Here is a 15,904-nt window from a genome sequence, read left to right as displayed (position 1 = left end):
GCGAATTCTCGCCTCAGGCCGCCGAAGCCGAAACCCAGCGCGACAACTCGCCCTTGGGAGCGGCACCCACCTTCTGGGCGACGGGCTTGCCATCCTTGAAGACGATCAGCATCGGGATCGACATCACCCGGAACTGCGAGGCGATCTGCGGGTTCTCGTCGACGTTCAGCTTGGCGATCTTGACCTTGCCGGCCATCTCGGTGGCGATCTCGTCGAGGGCGGGCGCGATCATGCGGCAAGGGCCGCACCATTCGGCCCAGAAATCGACGACGACCGGCTCAGCCGAATTCAGCACGTCATTGGCGAAGGAGGCATCCGTGACCTTGATCGTGTTGGCACCCATTTCGAGAATCTCCACAGCGGGAATGGCGGAATCGCCATGCAAATATCCGTTGCCCTCAAGCTAGGAATGCACCGGCCCAGCGTCAAGGAGCGGAACGGCTTCTCGCGCGAATGTGCACGGCTGATATGCAGATTCGTGGCTATTACCGGCCTCGCCCGGTGAAATCCGCGGGCTAGCCGATCACCACGCGCGTATCCGACATGCCTCGGTGCCGGATGAGCTGGTAGAGGGCCGCTGCGTGGGATGGCGCCAGCCGGATGCAGCCATGGGAGGCGGCACGGCCGAGCTGCTTCACCGAATAGGTGCCGTGCACCGCATAGCCGCCCTTGAAGAACACCGAATAGGGCATCGGCGAATTGTCGTATTTCTTGGAGTAGTGCATGCGCTTGAGCAGCTTGGGACGGTAGACGCCGCGCGGGGTATAGTAGCCGCGCCGTGCCGTAGACACGGCCCAGACCGCCTCGACATTGCCGTCCACGATCACGGTCATGCGCTGTCTTGCGATATCGACCTTGGCCACGACGCCGGCGGAGGCCGGGGCCAGCTGGCAGAGCGTGGCGGCGAAGAGCGTGAAGGCAACGGCGATCCAGCGGAATTTCGCGCTCAGATACAGGGCAGGCATGACAGGTTCCTCAATGCGGTTCGCTGACATTGGCCGTACCGGGCCCTCATTCGCCATGCGCTTTTGCACAGGATGCGAGTCGATCCGAAACCGAACAAAGCATGAATCGAACATGGTTAATTTTCGGTTTCGGTTCGCCTTCCCGCGGGCTGGTTTGCGGAATCGAGCCCCCCGCCCCCCAACCGTCGATGCTGCCGTTTGGGAAAAGACAGGATAGGATGCAGGCACGAATCATTTCGCGGGAGCACGCATGCGCCGTTTCGTCCGGACCTTCCCGTCGCTCAAATGCGGCTTGGCCCTGGCCGCCTTGCCGCTCCTGGCCATGGGGGGATCGGGTGTGGCGCAGGACATTACTCCGCCTGGCTACAAACTGCCGCCACTCGGCGCGGTGACTGCTGCCACCCCCGCCAAGCAGCTCTTCGGCCGCGCCGAGACGCCGGCCAATATCGGCCTCGGCTCCATCGGTTTCTACGCCAAGGGCTGCCTGTCGAACGGCGTGGAACTGCCGGCCGATGGACCGACCTGGCAGGTCATGCGCCCCTCGCGCAATCGCGCCTGGGGCAATGCTGCCGTCATCCGGGTGGTGAAGAATCTCGCGGCCAAGGCCCCGACCGTGGCGGGCTGGCCCGGCATCCTGATCGGCGACATGGCGCAGCCGCGCGGCGGCCCGATGCTGACGGGCCATGCCTCGCATCAGATTGGCCTCGACGCCGACATCTGGCTGACCCCCATGCCGAACCGCCGGCTGAGCGTCGCCGAGCGTGAGACCAAGAGTGCTGTGATGATGGTACGCCAGGACCGGCTCGACGTCTCGCGCGCCTGGACCGCCGGCCAGATGGGCATCGTGCGCGCCGCCGCCCAGGATCCGGCGGTCGAACGCATCTTCGTCAACGCCGCCATCAAGAAGGCGATGTGCCGCGACGCCACCGGCGACCGCTCCTGGCTCGGCAAGGTGCGCCCGATGTATGGGCACGACTATCATTTCCATGTCCGCATCACCTGCCCGCGCGGCAGCCCGACCTGCACGCCGCAAAAGCCGCCGACAGGCGACGAGGGCTGCGGCAAGGAACTCGACTACTGGTTCTCGGATGCGGTGCTGCATCCCAAGCCCCGCCCCAAGCCTCCGCACCCGCCGCGCCAGCTCACCCTGAGCGATCTGCCCGCCGCCTGCAGCCAGGTGATTGCGGCGCCATAGGTCCACGGCGCCGCACGCAAGGAAACGGGCGGTGCCCGGGGCGAGACGAGGTCAGTCGTCGGGATGGCCCGCCTTGGCCTGCAGCAAGTCGGAAAAGGCCAGCAATACGCCCGAGATCATGAACACCATGTGGATGCCGACCAGCCAGTAGAGGTCGCGGTCGGTCAGCTTCTCGATCTGCATGAAGCCCTTCAGGAGCTGGATAGCGGAAATCAGCACGATCGAGGCCAGCAGCTTGAGCTTGAGGCCGGCGAAATCGACCTTGGTCATCCAGGACGGCCAGGACAGATGTTCGGTACCATCGATCTTCGAGACGAAATTCTCATAGCCCGAGAAGATGACGATCAGGATCAGGCTGCCGAGCAGGGCCAGATCGACCAGCTCCAGCACGCCGATCACCGTTTCCTCGGTCGTGAAGCCATAGGCGCCCACGACATAATGGAGCAGTTCCTGCCCGAATTTCAGCAGGACGACGAACAAGGCGATAACCAGCCCGATATAGAAGGGCGCCAGCACCCAGCGCGAGGCGACGAGGCAGCGCTCGATCATTTTTTCCATGTGGAATCTCAACCCGATTGAACAATCGCGGGCAAAATAGAGGGACGCGCCCGGCGTGGGAACCCAGCCTTGCCAAATTGTAATCGAGTCGGATGGGTATCGCGGCCCAAGGCCGACTAGCCGGCTATTTGAGGCGCAGGATCTCGACACCGGCCATGGCGCCCGGCACGGCGCGCGGCTTTTCGACATGCACGCGCACCGCAGCAGCGCGGTCGAAGGCGAGGCAGCGCTGCGCCAGCCGCTCGGCGAACGTCTCCAGCAGGTCGACATGGCCAGCGGCCAGGTCCCGCCCGATGGCGGCGATCTTGTCATAGTCGATCGTGCCCTCGATATCGTCGTCGCCGAAACGGGCTTCGGCCAAAGTCAACTCGACATCGACGACCAGGGGCTGGGTCACGCCCTTCTCATGCTCGTAATAGCCGATATGGGCTTCGAGATTGAGGGCGCGCAGAAAGACGCGGCTATAGGATCGCTGTTCGGTCATGGCAGCGAGACATGACACACTCAGCCGGGAATGGCCATCGCCGTTTCGCCCGTTGCTGGCGCCACCCTGCCATTCAGCGGATTGTCGGGATCCCAGCCATAGAGGGTCTCGCCGAAACGCATGTCGCGCGCATCGAGGTGGATCAGGCGGCCGGTGAGGCCGGTACCGAAGCCGACGATCTCGCGGATCGCCTCCAGCGCCATCATCGAGCCGGCAACGCCGGCGAGCGCACCGAGCACGCCGGCCTCCGAGCAGCTCGGAATGGTCCCCGGCGGCGGCTTCTGCGGGAAGAGGCAGCGCCAGGTCGGATTGGGTTCCCCCTCGGCATTGGTCTCGAAGGGCCTCAATGTGGTCAGCATGGCGTCGAATACGCCGAGCGCGCCCATGATCAGCGGCTTGCGGCCATGGAAGCAGGCATCGGAGACGGCATAGCGGGTGTCGAAATTGTCCGAGCCATCGATCACCAGGTCATAGGCGGCGATCAGCTCCGCCGCATTGGCAGGATCGATGCGCAGGGCATGCGGAACCACCGTGACATGCGGGTTGAGCCTTGCGATCGCCTCGCTGGCCGTCTCGACCTTGGGCCGGCCTATATCGGGCGTGGCATGGATGATCTGGCGCTGCAGATTGGAGAGCGAGACGGTATCGTCATCGACGATGCCGAGCATGCCGACGCCCGCCGCCGCCAGATAGAGCAGCACCGGCGCACCGAGCCCGCCGGCGCCGACCACCAGGATGCGGGCCCGCGACAGGGCCTGCTGCCCGGCGCCGCCGACCTCGTGCATGACGACATGCCGGGCGTAGCGCTCCAGCTCTTGCGATGAGAATGCCATGGGGCAAATGTAGATACTTGCCCGAAAGGGCGCAATGATCGGAGCGCGGACTTCTCGGCGACATGCCTGCATGTCGCGATATCCGCTCTTGCTTTTCTATCACGCCCGACGCTTGCGGACAGAAAGAGCGGACTGGAAGTCCGCGCTCCGATCATTGCTCCCATGCTCGCCTTCTCGATGCGAGCCTGTATGATCGCGCTCCAAGAATCAGTCCTGAATAGACCGAAGACGAGGCCACGATGACTTCTGCTCCGCGCGCCCCCGGAAAGGGCGACCACGTCTTCCTGGTCGACGGTTCGTCCTTCATCTTCCGGGCCTATTTCCAGTCGATCAACCAGGACGCCCGCTACAATTACCGCTCCGACCGCCTGCCGACGGGCGCGGTGCGCCTGTTTTGCAACGTGCTGCACAAGATGATCAAGGAAGGGGTGATGGGCAAGCAGCCCACCCATCTCGGCATCATCTTCGACAAGTCGGAAGATTCCTTCCGTAAGGAGATCTACCCGCCCTATAAGGGCCACCGGCCGCCGCCGCCGGAAGAGCTGGTGCCGCAATTCCCGCTGATGCGCGTCGCCGTGCGCGCCTTCGGCCTGAAGCCGGTGGAACAGACGCGCTACGAGGCGGACGACCTGATCGCCACCTATTGCGACATCGCCGTCAAGGCCGGCGCCGACGTCACCATCGTTTCCGCCGACAAGGACCTGATGCAGCTGATCCGGCCGGGCGTGGTGATGTTCGATCCCGCTTCGGGCGACCAGAAGGCCAAGGGCTCGCGCCCCGAGCGCCTGATCGCCGAGCCCGAAGTGCTCGAAAAGTTCGGCGTGACGCCGGACAAGGTGGTGGATGTGCAAGCCCTGGCCGGCGATTCCACCGACAATGTCCCCGGCGTGCCCGGCATCGGCGTCAAGACGGCGGCGCAGCTGATCAACGAATATGGCGACCTCGAAGGGCTTCTCGCCCGGGCCGGCGAGATCAAGCAGCCCAAGCGTCGCGAGAGCCTGACCGATCCCGAAAACGTCAAGCTCGCCCGCATCTCGCGCGAACTGGTCAAGCTGGTCACCGACGTCACCCTGGAAACGCCGATCGAGGACCTGATCGCCCCCGGGCTCGATGCCAAGGGCGCCATCGCCTTCCTGAAGGCGATGGAATTCTCAACTTTGACCCGTCGCATCGCCGAGGATGCCGGCCTCGACGTCGCCGATATCCCGGCCGACGAGGCCCTGAAGATCCCCGACAGCGATTTCTCGCCCGCCCCTGCCCGGGCGCCGGCGCCCAGGCCGAGCGCCGACGGCGCCGTTCCTGCTCCGGCGGTTGCCACCGGGGCCGGCACGCCCTCTGCCGTGGTGGAGAGCGTCAAGGCCAGGCTCGCGGCCATCCCCTTCGACGCCGGCTCCTATGAAACCGTCGCCAGCCTGGAAGCGCTCGATGGCTGGATCAGCAGGGCCCGTGAGCTTGGCTATGTCGCCTTCGACACCGAAACCACCTCGCTCGATGCCCTGCAGGCCGATCTCGTCGGCTTCTCCCTGTCGGTCGAGCCGGGCAAGGCCTGCTATGTGCCGTTGCGCCATCGCGACAAGGCAGACCTGTTCGGCGGCGGCATGATGGCCGGCCAGGTCGATGTGCCGGAGGCGCTGAAGCGGCTCAAGGGATTGCTCGAAGACCCCGGCGTCTTGAAGATCGGCCAGAACCTCAAATACGACACGCTGGTGATGGGCGAGGAGAACGTCAGGGTCGCGCCCTATGACGATACCATGCTGATGTCCTATGTCGTCGATGGCGGGCGCGGCAATCACGGCATGGACGAACTCTCGTCACGCCATTTCGGCCACAAGCCGATCGCCTTTTCCGAGGTCTGCGGTTCCGGCAAGTCGCTGATCGGCTTCGACCAGGTCACCATCGAGCGCGCCACCGCCTATGCCGCCGAGGATGCCGACGTCACGCTGCGCCTGTGGCTGCTGCTCAAGGCCCGCCTGGTCGCCGAAGGCCTGGTCACCATCTACGAGACGCTGGAGCGCCCGCTCGTCGCCGTGCTCGCCAAGATGGAATCGCGCGGCATCATGATCGACCGCCAGATCCTGGCGCGCCTGTCGGGTGAATTCGCCCAGAGCGCCGCCCGGCTCGAGGCCGAGATCCACGAGCTTGCCGGCGAGAATTTCAATGTCGGCTCGCCCAAGCAGCTCGGCGACATCCTGTTCGGCAAGATGGGCCTGCCCGGCGGCAAGAAGACCCCAACAGGCCAATGGGCGACCTCGGCCCAGGTCCTGGAGGACCTGGCCGACCAGGGCCTGGAACTGCCGCGCCGCATCGTGGCCTGGCGCCAGCTCACCAAGCTCAAATCGACCTATACCGACGCGCTGCCCACCTATGTGAACCCGAAATCCGGCCGGGTGCACACCTCCTACTCCCTGGCGGCAACCACCACGGGGCGCCTGTCCTCCTCCGAGCCCAATCTGCAGAACATCCCGGTGCGCACCGAGGAAGGCCGCAAGATTCGCTCGGCCTTCATCGCCGCCCCCGGCGCCAAGCTGATCTCGGCCGACTATTCGCAGATCGAACTGCGCGTGCTCGCCCATGTCGCCGAAATCCCGCAGCTGACCAAGGCTTTCGAGGATGGCGTCGACATTCACGCCATGACGGCCTCCGAAATGTTCGGCGTGCCGGTACAAGGCATGGATCCCCAAGTACGGCGACGCGCCAAGGCCATCAATTTCGGCATCATCTACGGCATTTCCGCCTTCGGCCTCGCCAACCAACTCTCGATCCCGCGCGAGGAAGCCAGCGCCTATATCAAGAAATATTTCGAGCGCTTCCCCGGCATCCGCGATTACATGGACCGGATGAAGGCCGAATGCCGCGCGAACGGCTATGTCGAGACCGTCTTCGGCCGCAAAATGCATTTTCCGGCAATCGAATCGAAGAACCCTTCCGAGCGGGCCTTCGTCGAGCGGCAATCCATCAATGCGCCGATCCAGGGCTCGGCCGCCGACATCATCCGCCGCGCCATGAGCCGTATGGACGCCGCCCTCCTCACGGCCGGCCTCTCGGCCAAGATGCTGCTCCAAGTGCATGACGAACTCGTCTTCGAGGCGCCGGAGGAGGAAGTCGAGGCCACGTTGCCCGTGGTCTCCCAGGTGATGGAGCATGCGGCCCTCCCGGCCCTGCAACTCAAGGTGCCGCTGCAGGTCGATGCGCGGGCCGCCGGCAATTGGGAAGAGGCGCATTGAGCTATCGGGTCATTCCGCACGCAGTGCTGCACCGCAGATGCGGAACCGCGTTGAAATATGCGTCCTATCGGCAGGCGATCCCGGATCTGCGCAGTGGCACTGCGCGCCGCAGCGCGTCCGGGATGACATTGGGAAGCTGGGCCTCCTACGATTACTCCTTTGTAACGCGCCCCAATTCCGGCCGGTTCTTGTCGGATTGAGGTGCAGCACCCACATGGGAGGCGTTGCGGCCTACCCCCCTCAGGAAGCAGCCGCGAAGGAGAGTCAGGATGACCCCCAACGAAAAAGCCCTCATCGAGGACCTGTTCAATCGCCTGCGCAGTTCCGCCCCCACCGGGCGCGACAACGAGGCGGAAGCCGCCATCGCCGCCGAGATGGCCCGTTCGCCGGGCGCCGCCTATGCGCTGGTGCAGACGGTGCTGGTGCAGGATCACGCCCTGCGCGAGGCGCATGCCAAGGTGCAGGCCGCCGAAACGGCCGCCCAGCAAGCTCCGCAGGCGCCTCAGCAGCCCGCACAGCCGCAATCCATCCTCGAGCGCGCCGGCTCGGCCCTGCAGGGCTTCGGTGGCCAGCGCAACCAGGCCCAGCCGGGCCAGGTGCCTCCGCAGCAGGCCGAGCAGCCCGCGCGTGGCGGCGGCTTCCTGCAGGGTGCCTTGCAGACGGCGGCCGGTGTCGCCGGCGGCGCCTTGCTGTTCGAGGGCGTGCGCTCGATGTTCGGTGGCGGTGGCGGCCTGTTCGGTGGCGGCAGCTCGGCCCCCTGGGGCGAAGGCAACACCACCATCAACGAGACCATCATCAACGAAAGCGCCGACAAGGGCCGCGACAACGACGACAATGTGCGCGACGCCAGTTACGATTCGAATGACGACGACGATGATGGCGACTATGATTCAGACGATTCCGGCGGCAGCGACGACAGCTGGATCTGATCGCCGCCCGATATGAAGGGCGATCGTTCATAAGAAAACCCCGGCCAGATGGTCGGGGTTTTTGCATGACAAGGGGCATCTCTGCCCGAATGCAGGGACAATTACAGCCCTTCGAACAGGGCGCTGGAAATGTAGCGCTCGGCGAAGGAGGGCACGATCACCACGATGGACTTGTTGTCCATGCCGGGGCGAGCCGCCAGTTCCAGGGCGGCAGCAACGGCCGCGCCGGAGGAGATGCCGCAGGGAATGCCCTCGATGCGGGCGAGCAGGCGGGCGGTGTCGAAGGAGGTCTGGTTGCCGACGGTGATGATGTCGTCGATCACCGAGCGGTCGAGCACATCCGGCACGAAGCCGGCGCCGATGCCCTGGATCTTGTGCGGGCCGGGCTGGCCGCCCGACAGCACCGGCGAATCCTCCGGCTCCACGGCGACGATCTTGAGATCGGGCTTGCGCGGCTTCAGGACCTGGCCGACGCCGGTAATGGTGCCGCCGGTGCCCACGCCCGAGACGAAATAATCGATGTCACCCTTGGTGTCGTTCCAGATTTCCTCGGCCGTGGTGAGGCGATGGATCTCGGGATTGGCGGGATTGCGGAATTGCTGGGGAATGATGGCGCTCGGCAATTCCTTGACGATCTCCTCGGCCTTGGCGACCGCGCCGCGCATACCCTGGGCAGCCGGGGTGAGAACGAGTTCGGCACCGAGCAAAGCCAGCATCTTGCGGCGCTCGATCGACATCGATTCCGGCATGACCAGGATCAGGCGATAGCCGCGGGCAGCGGCGACGAAGGCGAGAGCGATGCCGGTATTGCCGGAGGTCGGCTCGACCAGCACGGTATCGGGCTTGAGATGGCCCGACTTCTCCAGCGCATCGATCATGCTGACGCCGATGCGGTCCTTGACGCTGGCGATCGGATTGAAGAATTCGAGCTTGGCGAGGATACGCGCCTTGACGTTCTTGGCCTTGGCCAGCCGGTTGAGCTGCACCAGCGGGGTATCACCGATGGTCTCGGTGATCGACTGGTAGATGCGGCCGCGGCCGGGCACATGATTGGCATTCGCCATGGGGAACGTCCTTGATTGAAAGCGGCTGGAATTCAACATTAATCCACGAAAATGTCGAGGTTAATATTGAATTACAGATATTAAATGTTCTTTAGGTGACAAAATCTTCAGATCGCGAAGTCGATATTGGCCGGTGTGCCGCCGAAGACGTGCTTTCGCTCGGCATCCCGGCACAGATCCTCGACGGTGATCTGGTCGAGTTCGGCCAGGAAGGATTGCGAGGCCTGGTTCACCGCCGGCGCGATGACCTGGTCGACCAAGGTCGAGACCGGCGCGGGATCCTCCTCGCCGGCGGCATCGGTCATCGCGGCGCGCACGATGTCGCCGACGCTGATGCGTCGTCTCTCGCGCGCCAGTTCATAGCCGCCCCTGGGACCGCGTACGCCCTTTAGGATGTTGTGGCGCACCAGGGTCTGCAGCAAGGTTTCCAGATGGCGCGGCGGCAAGGCATGGCGGGAGGCAAGAGCCTTGGCCGCGACCGGCGTGGGCCTCGAATGATGGGCGATATCCACCACGGCGGCGAGGCCAAGCAAGGAACGGCGCGAAAGCAATTGCATGTCGACCCCCTGATACGGTCCTATTTCAGAGCAAAGAGCGTTCATGACTGAATGCCCATTTGCTCTGACTTCTTGTTCGACGCGTCTTTGTGATTCGAGTGATTTTCTCGAACCGCAAAACGCTTTAGGTTGCGGTGCCCGTCGAACCGAAGCCGCCGCTGCCACGAGCGGTCGAATCGACTTCCGCCGTTTCGACCAGGACAGACAACGTCACCGGCGCAATGACCAACTGGGCGATTCGCATGCCATGGGTGATGGCGAAGGATTCTACACTCAGATTGATCAGGGCGACTTTAATCTCACCGCGATAATCGGCGTCTATCGTACCGGGTGCGTTCAAAACGGTAATTCCGCTTTTCACAGCCAATCCGGAACGTGGGCGCACTTGTCCTTCATAGCCCTGTGGAATTTGGAAAACCAGCCCGGTCGGCACCAGAGCACGCATCATCGGTGCAAGAACCAGGGTTTCCCCAGGACCCAGCGCTGCCGGCAGGTCGAGACCCGCCGCCCCCTCGCTCTGATAGGCGGGCAGCGGCAGGTCACCGGCATGGGCGAGTCTCTTGACGGGAATGGTCAGGGTCATGGCAATCCTAGAGGCTGTGTGCCGATGTCCGCCATCGGCAATCCAATCGAACGGAACCGGCATTCGGGGAGGAAATCTGCGGGCACGCGGAGGAAAAAGGCGATCAGGCGATCAGGCGACCGGCGCGCCGGCCAATTCGCCAAAGCGGGCCACCAGCGCCCGGGCGACCGCATCCTTGTCCATATCGGGCCATGTCTCGACGCCCGAGGCCGAGACCAGATGGACGCGATTGCGGTCCCCGCCCATCACGCCGCTCTCCGGCGAGACGTCGTTGGCGACGATGAGATCGCAGCCCTTGCGGGCGAGCTTGGCCTTGGCATGCTCGACGACGTGCTCGGTCTCCGCCGCGAAACCGACGACCAGGGACGGCCGATTCGCCTTGTCCTTTGCGATGGTGGCGAGGATGTCGGGATTTTCCACCAGCGAAAAGCTCGGCGTGGCCTCGGCGCCCTTCTTGATCTTCTGGGCACCGGCATCGGCCACGCGCCAATCGGCCACCGCCGCCGCAAAGATGGCGATGTCGGCCGGCAGCGCGGTGCTGACGGCGTCCAGCATTTCGCGCGCCGTTTCCACCGGCACCAGGTTCACCCCGGGCGGCGGCAGCAGCGCAACCGGCCCGGAGACCAGGGTGACGCGCGCTCCCGCGGCCAGGGCCGCTGCGGCAATGGCATAGCCCTGCTTGCCGGACGAACGGTTGGCGATGTAGCGCACGGGATCGATCGGCTCATGCGTCGGCCCGGCCGTCACCAGCACATGCTTGCCGGCGAGCGGCAGGGCCGGCAACAGGCGCGTATCGGCGCGTACCGAGCCCGGCAGCGGAATGAAGGTCGGCCCCGCCAGCGCCTTCTCGATCGCAGCGACGATCTCCAGGGGCTCGGCCAGGCGGCCCGGCCCGTATTCGCCGCAAGCCATCTCGCCGTCATTCGGGCCGACGAAGAGCACGCCGTCCTCGCGCAATTGGGCGATGTTGCGCTGGGTCGCCGGATGCAGCCACATGCGCACATTCATGGCCGGGGCGACCAGCACGCTCTTGTCGGTCGCCAGAAGCGTGGTGGAAGCAAGATCATTGGCGAGCCCCTGCGCCATCTTGGCGAGGAGATCGGCCGTCGCCGGCGCCACCACCAGCAGATCGGCATCGCGCGACATCTCGATATGCCCCATCTCGGCCTCGTCCGTCAGCGAGAACAGGTCGGTATAGACCTTGTCGCCGGTGAGGGCGGAGACGGAGAGCGGCGTGACGAAGGCTTCGCCGGCCTTGGTCAGGACCGCCCGCACATCGGCACCGCGCTCGCGCAGGCGGCGGATCAGTTCGAGGCCCTTATAGGCTGCGATGCCGCCGCCGATGATCAGAAGGATGCGCTTGCCGACGAGAGTGGTGGACATGGATCGACCCGCCTGGAGCCATTATCGCGTTGTGCCAGAGCGTGTTGCGATTGAACGGTGTCACCGGGAATCGCAAAGACGCCCGAGCCAATCCGACGAATTGGCTTGGAAACAAGAAACTGCTGCCCACACATAAATAGCGCGACCGGGGGATTCAATCGTTTCGGTGTTTTCCAGCCTGAAGGTCCATCCCTGCCGGATGGGCCAGCCAGGCGAATCGGTCCATCCCCGCATAGCGAATCGGATCGTTGGGCGGCGGGGACGGCATGCCGTCAAGGATGAGGCTGGCAATCCTGTCGTAATCACCGTCGAAATGGTGGCCGCCCGGCACCTCGACCACCTGCACCTTGCCGGCATCGACATCGTTGCAGCCCGACCGCGCGCCTTCATCGGCACCATGGAAGCACTGGATATGGGGGCCGTCTATGGCGGCGACGGCTGGGATCGTCCCCCTGCGCCCACCGGCGACCTTCATGAAGCCGACGGCGTAGTCGGCTTCCCGCGAGAGGCCGAGCAGCGAGACCTGGCGAATGCGCGCACGCAGGTCGTCGGACAGGCGCGCATAGATCGTGGCTGCGATATCGGCGCCGAAGGAATAGCCGACCAGGACGACCGGCCGGCCGGGGCCGATCGCGGCTGCCATCCTGTCGATCGCGGCCGCAACCTCCTCGGGAGAACGGCGATGGATGAAATAGGCCAGGCTGTTCAGGCCGATCGTGGTCACGCCGGCGCGGGCAAGTCCCTCGGCGATACCGTCGTCGATGCCCCACCAGCCGCCATTGCCCGATAGCAGGATCGCAACCGGCCCGTCATCGCGCTTGCCCTTGATCACGACGACCGGCAGGTCGCGCAAGGAGGCGGGCACATTGGCATTGTCGGGGGCGGCCAATCCACCCCAGACCCCGCCAAAAGCCTGCGGAAACCAGCGCGGCAGGACCTTTGCGTCGACAAAGACGCCACCCGCGGCGAGAAGGGTCAGAAAGGCGAAACGCCGGAATGTCAGGGAACGGACCATGGGACGGCACGAAACAGATGAACTGTCTGTTCCTGTGCCCGGAACATGGCGCGACGATGGCGGCCCGGAACCGCCATGGATATGGCGTGTCGACCTCTCAGACCCATCGATCGATGGAGCTGAGAGGTCGACACTCCATCTATCCGGCTCGATCAGCGCGGCGCCAGCACCATCACCATCTGGCGGCCTTCGAGCGAGGCATCGGATTCCACCTTGGCGATCAGGCCGGTGTCATCCTTGACGCGGTTGAGCAGGCGATAGCCGATCTCCTGATGCGCCATTTCACGGCCACGGAAGCGCAAGGTGACCTTGACCTTGTCGCCTTCCTCGAAGAAGCGCTTCATGGCCTTCATCTTGACGTCATAGTCGTGATCGTCGATGGCCGGCCGGAGCTTGATCTCCTTGATCTCGACCGTCTTCTGATTCTTGCGGGCCTCGGCGGCCTTCTTCTGCTCGTTGAACTTGAACTTGCCGTAGTCCATGATCTTGCAGACCGGGGGCTCGGCATTGGCGGCCACCTCGACCAGGTCCAGTCCGGCTTCAAAGGCCATGGCGATCGCCGCCCTGGTGTCGGTGACACCGCGATTCTGCCCGTCCTGATCGATCAGCATGACTTCGCGGTTCCGAATCTCCTCATTGATGCGCGGGCCGTCCTTGACGACGGGTGCGTTTGTCCTCATAGGGCGACGAATGGCGGTAAACTCCTCTACCATGAATTGATTTGGGCAAGCCGGCGGCTTCGCGTCGAAGCCCGCGCCCGGATGCGGGAAGATGTTGCCGAAGCGCCCGGAAGTCAACGCTTTCATGCCCGATGCGCGAAATTTAGATCACAAATCAGCCCGATAGACTGTCACGGGCTCGCCATGCGGCGAACAATTCGCGGCTTTTGGCTCACTCGTCTTTGAGCTTGCGGCTCTTCATCAGAAGGTCGGCATAGACATCGAGCGTGGCATTGCACATCACGTCCAGCGAGAAATGTGCCTCGACATGCGCGCGGGCCCGCGCCGCAAGGCCATCGCGGGCCGAAGCGCCCAGGGTCAGCGCCTCGTGCAGGGCCTCGGCCAGGGCTTCGGCATCGCCCACGGGCGTGCGCCAGCCCGTACGCAGATTGCCGACGATCTCCGGCGGAGCCAGCACGGTTTCGGAGGTGGCGCCATGGTCGGCCACCACCACCGGGCAGCCCATGGCCTGCGCTTCCACCGCCGTGCGTCCGAAAGCTTCCGGGCTGGTGGACGGAATGGCGACCGCTGCCGCGGAGAGATAGGCGGCCGGCATGTCCGAGCAATGACCGACGCGCAGCACCAGCCCCTTGAGGCCGCGCTCGGCGATGCGCGTCTCGAGCTCGGCGACATAGCCATCCCGGCCCTGGGCATCGCCCGCCAGGACGAAGACGGTATCCTCGATGCCCTTCTGCTTGAGGAGGGCGGCGGCGTCGATCAGCACGCGCTGGCCTTTCCAGCCGGTGAGACGGCCGGGCAGCAGCACGATGCGCTGATGCGGCGCCACGTTCCAGGCCCGGCGCAACGTCTCCACGCGCTCGAAAGACACGGCCGAGGGCGTGAAGGCCGTCAGGTCGGTACCGCGATGGATGACGCGCAGGCGCTCCGCCGCCTCCGGCCAGTTTTCCTTGATGGTGGCGGCGGTGAAATTCGAATTGGCGATGACGACATCGGCCTGCGCCATCACGCCGTTGTAGCGCTTCTTCCATTCGGAACTCGCCGAATAGGCACCATGATAGGTGGTGACGAAGGGCAGGTTGAGCTTCTTGGTGGCGAGGCGGGCCGACCAGGCCGGCGCGCGCGAGCGGGCATGGATGAGATCGACCTTCTCCTCGCGGACCAGGCGTTCCAGCCGGCGGGCATTGCCCCAGATGCGCAGCGGATTCTTGGTCGAGGCGTTGAACGGGATCCAAAGGCCGCCACGGGCCTGCAGCTCGCCGACCAGCCGACCGCCTTCGGTGGCGACCAAGGCCCGAGCACCCGCCCGCGTCAGCGCATCGGCGATGTCGATGGTGGTGCGCTCGGCACCACCGGCATCCAGAGCCGGAATGATCTGCAGCACGGTGATACCGGCAAAGCGTTCCTCCTTCGGCCGTCGGCCGACCGGGCGAGCTTTGGACGAGAAATCGGACATGGGTGCAGATTTTTCCGGCTTGGTTCGGCGTGATGATGAGGGTGGCCAATGGACGTTGGTCCATGACACCCTCTATAGAGCGCCCCATGTTCTAAATGAAAGGTGATGCAGCGCAGGATTTTCGGGCCGGCCCTGCATATTTTTTCGGGCGTCCCCCCAGAACGCGCCGCCGCACCAGCAAGAGGAAGTGACCGGATGACCAGCAACCCCGCCATGATCAGTGTCGGCGAAGGCCCGTCCAGCCGCACGATTGCCTGGCGTCACCAGCCCGGACGCGGCCCGGATGTGGTATGGCTCGGCGGCTTCCGCTCCGACATGCAGGCGACCAAGGCCAGTTTTCTGGCCGAGTGGGGCGCACGTCACCATCGGGCGGTGACGCGATTCGATTATTCCGGCCATGGCGAATCAGGTGGCCGCTTCGAGGAGGGCACCATCGGCTCCTGGCTCGAGGATGCCCTGGCCGTGATCCGCGAAGGCGTGCAGACGCCGCCGATCCTGGTCGGCTCCTCGATGGGAGGCTGGATCGCCCTGCTGGCTGCGCGGGCGCTGGCCGGCACACCGCTGGCACCGGCCGGCATGGTGCTGATCGCCCCCGCCGCCGATTTCACCGAGCGGCTGATGTGGAACCAGTTCCCCGATGCGGTGAAGCGCGAGATCATGGACAAGGGCGCCTGGCTGCGCCCCTCCGACTATTCGCCCGAGCCCTATCCGATCACCCGCGCGCTGATCGAGGAAGGCCGCAATCATCTTCTTCTCGGCGACATGGTGAAAACCGGCTGCCCCGTCCATATATTGCAGGGGATGGAGGATCCGGACGTGCCCTGGCAGCATGCCATGGCACTGGTCGAGAGTCTGGCCGAGGACGACGTGACGGTGACGCTGATCAAGGATGGCGACCATCGCCTGTCGCGCCCGCAGGATCTCGACAAGCTGGTCGAAGCGGTGGAGGGCATTGCGCCCAAATCGCAGCTCCTTCTATAA

Annotated in this window: 16 protein-coding genes; 4 read left to right on the top strand and 12 right to left on the bottom strand. The window is 64.7% G+C overall.

All coding sequences use genetic code 11. The annotated features are described in order from the left end of the window. Window positions 1-13: 13 nt before the first annotated feature. Entirely contained in the window at window positions 14-343 is a 330-nt protein-coding gene (trxA, locus tag U1R88_RS11980; protein WP_068292695.1) for a thioredoxin, read from the bottom strand. Window positions 344-515: 172 nt separating this feature from the next. Further along, complete coding sequence (locus tag U1R88_RS11975) at window positions 516-965, bottom strand: L,D-transpeptidase (RefSeq protein WP_322431445.1); 450 nt, start codon at window positions 963-965, stop codon at window positions 516-518. A gap of 250 nt (window positions 966-1,215) precedes the next feature. On the opposite strand from U1R88_RS11975, the gene mepA reads away from it, so the two are divergent. After that, on the top strand, window positions 1,216-2,160 hold the full coding sequence (mepA, locus tag U1R88_RS11970) for a penicillin-insensitive murein endopeptidase (protein ID WP_322431444.1): 945 nt from the start codon (window positions 1,216-1,218) through the stop codon (window positions 2,158-2,160). A gap of 51 nt (window positions 2,161-2,211) precedes the next feature. Here the strand turns inward: mepA and U1R88_RS11965 are convergent, their stop codons facing one another. The 3 genes from U1R88_RS11965 to U1R88_RS11955 form a co-directional block, all read right to left on the bottom strand. Further along, on the bottom strand, window positions 2,212-2,718 hold the full coding sequence (locus U1R88_RS11965; RefSeq protein WP_068292686.1) for a TIGR00645 family protein: 507 nt from the start codon (window positions 2,716-2,718) through the stop codon (window positions 2,212-2,214). 124 nt (window positions 2,719-2,842) lie between these two features. Beyond that, window positions 2,843-3,202: a dihydroneopterin aldolase gene (folB, locus tag U1R88_RS11960; RefSeq protein ID WP_068292684.1), complete on the bottom strand. Its 360-nt coding sequence runs from the start codon at window positions 3,200-3,202 to the stop codon at window positions 2,843-2,845. Between the two features lie 20 nt (window positions 3,203-3,222). Next, entirely contained in the window at window positions 3,223-4,035 is an 813-nt protein-coding gene (locus U1R88_RS11955) for a HesA/MoeB/ThiF family protein (protein ID WP_322431443.1), read from the bottom strand. A gap of 239 nt (window positions 4,036-4,274) precedes the next feature. Between U1R88_RS11955 and polA the strand changes: the two genes are divergently transcribed. Both polA and U1R88_RS11945 read left to right on the top strand, forming a co-directional pair. Further along, the gene (gene polA, locus U1R88_RS11950; protein ID WP_322431442.1) at window positions 4,275-7,259 is read left to right on the top strand and encodes a DNA polymerase I; all 2,985 of its coding nucleotides are present in this window, start codon (window positions 4,275-4,277) and stop codon (window positions 7,257-7,259) included. A gap of 269 nt (window positions 7,260-7,528) precedes the next feature. Beyond that, complete coding sequence (locus U1R88_RS11945; protein WP_068292676.1) at window positions 7,529-8,188, top strand: DUF2076 domain-containing protein; 660 nt, start codon at window positions 7,529-7,531, stop codon at window positions 8,186-8,188. A 101-nt stretch (window positions 8,189-8,289) separates the two neighbouring features. On the opposite strand, the gene cysK is transcribed toward U1R88_RS11945, so the two are convergent. The 7 genes from cysK to U1R88_RS11910 form a co-directional block, all read right to left on the bottom strand. Continuing rightward, complete coding sequence (gene cysK / locus U1R88_RS11940) at window positions 8,290-9,252, bottom strand: cysteine synthase A (protein ID WP_068292673.1); 963 nt, start codon at window positions 9,250-9,252, stop codon at window positions 8,290-8,292. A 107-nt stretch (window positions 9,253-9,359) separates the two neighbouring features. Beyond that, the gene (locus U1R88_RS11935) at window positions 9,360-9,809 is read right to left on the bottom strand and encodes an RrF2 family transcriptional regulator (protein WP_068292671.1); all 450 of its coding nucleotides are present in this window, start codon (window positions 9,807-9,809) and stop codon (window positions 9,360-9,362) included. 124 nt (window positions 9,810-9,933) lie between these two features. After that, window positions 9,934-10,392, bottom strand: a complete 459-nt coding sequence (gene dut, locus U1R88_RS11930; protein WP_322431441.1) for a dUTP diphosphatase — start codon at window positions 10,390-10,392, stop codon at window positions 9,934-9,936. Between the two features lie 111 nt (window positions 10,393-10,503). Further along, window positions 10,504-11,775 (bottom strand): bifunctional phosphopantothenoylcysteine decarboxylase/phosphopantothenate--cysteine ligase CoaBC, encoded by a 1,272-nt coding sequence (gene coaBC / locus U1R88_RS11925; RefSeq protein WP_322431440.1) that lies wholly within the window; start codon window positions 11,773-11,775, stop codon window positions 10,504-10,506. 154 nt (window positions 11,776-11,929) lie between these two features. After that, the gene (locus U1R88_RS11920) at window positions 11,930-12,790 is read right to left on the bottom strand and encodes an alpha/beta fold hydrolase (RefSeq protein ID WP_322431439.1); all 861 of its coding nucleotides are present in this window, start codon (window positions 12,788-12,790) and stop codon (window positions 11,930-11,932) included. 152 nt (window positions 12,791-12,942) lie between these two features. Continuing rightward, entirely contained in the window at window positions 12,943-13,482 is a 540-nt protein-coding gene (gene infC, locus U1R88_RS11915) for a translation initiation factor IF-3 (RefSeq protein WP_371260377.1), read from the bottom strand. A gap of 199 nt (window positions 13,483-13,681) precedes the next feature. After that, window positions 13,682-14,923, bottom strand: a complete 1,242-nt coding sequence (locus U1R88_RS11910; protein ID WP_322431438.1) for a glycosyltransferase family 4 protein — start codon at window positions 14,921-14,923, stop codon at window positions 13,682-13,684. Between the two features lie 195 nt (window positions 14,924-15,118). Here U1R88_RS11910 and U1R88_RS11905 point away from each other — a divergent pair, with 195 nt between their 5' ends. Continuing rightward, window positions 15,119-15,904, top strand: coding sequence for an alpha/beta hydrolase (locus U1R88_RS11905; RefSeq protein WP_322431437.1), 786 nt, complete (start codon window positions 15,119-15,121; stop codon window positions 15,902-15,904).

The organism is Labrys sedimenti (assembly GCF_034424805.1).
Classification (GTDB): domain Bacteria; phylum Pseudomonadota; class Alphaproteobacteria; order Rhizobiales; family Labraceae; genus Labrys; species Labrys sedimenti.
Note: the sequence above shows the minus strand (reverse complement) of the source record. Positions and strands in the feature narration are given on the sequence as shown.

Coding starts and splice junctions, on each gene's coding strand:
- mepA (WP_322431444.1), top strand. CDS start 1,216: ATGCGCCGTTTCGTCCGGACCTTCCCGTCGCTCAAATGCGGCTTGGCC.
- U1R88_RS11955 (WP_322431443.1), bottom strand. CDS start 4,035: ATGGCATTCTCATCGCAAGAGCTGGAGCGCTACGCCCGGCATGTCGTC.
- U1R88_RS11945 (WP_068292676.1), top strand. CDS start 7,529: ATGACCCCCAACGAAAAAGCCCTCATCGAGGACCTGTTCAATCGCCTG.
- trxA (WP_068292695.1), bottom strand. CDS start 343: ATGGGTGCCAACACGATCAAGGTCACGGATGCCTCCTTCGCCAATGAC.
- folB (WP_068292684.1), bottom strand. CDS start 3,202: ATGACCGAACAGCGATCCTATAGCCGCGTCTTTCTGCGCGCCCTCAAT.
- U1R88_RS11965 (WP_068292686.1), bottom strand. CDS start 2,718: ATGGAAAAAATGATCGAGCGCTGCCTCGTCGCCTCGCGCTGGGTGCTG.
- U1R88_RS11935 (WP_068292671.1), bottom strand. CDS start 9,809: ATGCAATTGCTTTCGCGCCGTTCCTTGCTTGGCCTCGCCGCCGTGGTG.
- cysK (WP_068292673.1), bottom strand. CDS start 9,252: ATGGCGAATGCCAATCATGTGCCCGGCCGCGGCCGCATCTACCAGTCG.
- U1R88_RS11905 (WP_322431437.1), top strand. CDS start 15,119: ATGACCAGCAACCCCGCCATGATCAGTGTCGGCGAAGGCCCGTCCAGC.
- dut (WP_322431441.1), bottom strand. CDS start 10,392: ATGACCCTGACCATTCCCGTCAAGAGACTCGCCCATGCCGGTGACCTG.
- polA (WP_322431442.1), top strand. CDS start 4,275: ATGACTTCTGCTCCGCGCGCCCCCGGAAAGGGCGACCACGTCTTCCTG.
- coaBC (WP_322431440.1), bottom strand. CDS start 11,775: ATGTCCACCACTCTCGTCGGCAAGCGCATCCTTCTGATCATCGGCGGC.
- U1R88_RS11920 (WP_322431439.1), bottom strand. CDS start 12,790: ATGGTCCGTTCCCTGACATTCCGGCGTTTCGCCTTTCTGACCCTTCTC.
- U1R88_RS11975 (WP_322431445.1), bottom strand. CDS start 965: ATGCCTGCCCTGTATCTGAGCGCGAAATTCCGCTGGATCGCCGTTGCC.
- U1R88_RS11910 (WP_322431438.1), bottom strand. CDS start 14,923: ATGTCCGATTTCTCGTCCAAAGCTCGCCCGGTCGGCCGACGGCCGAAG.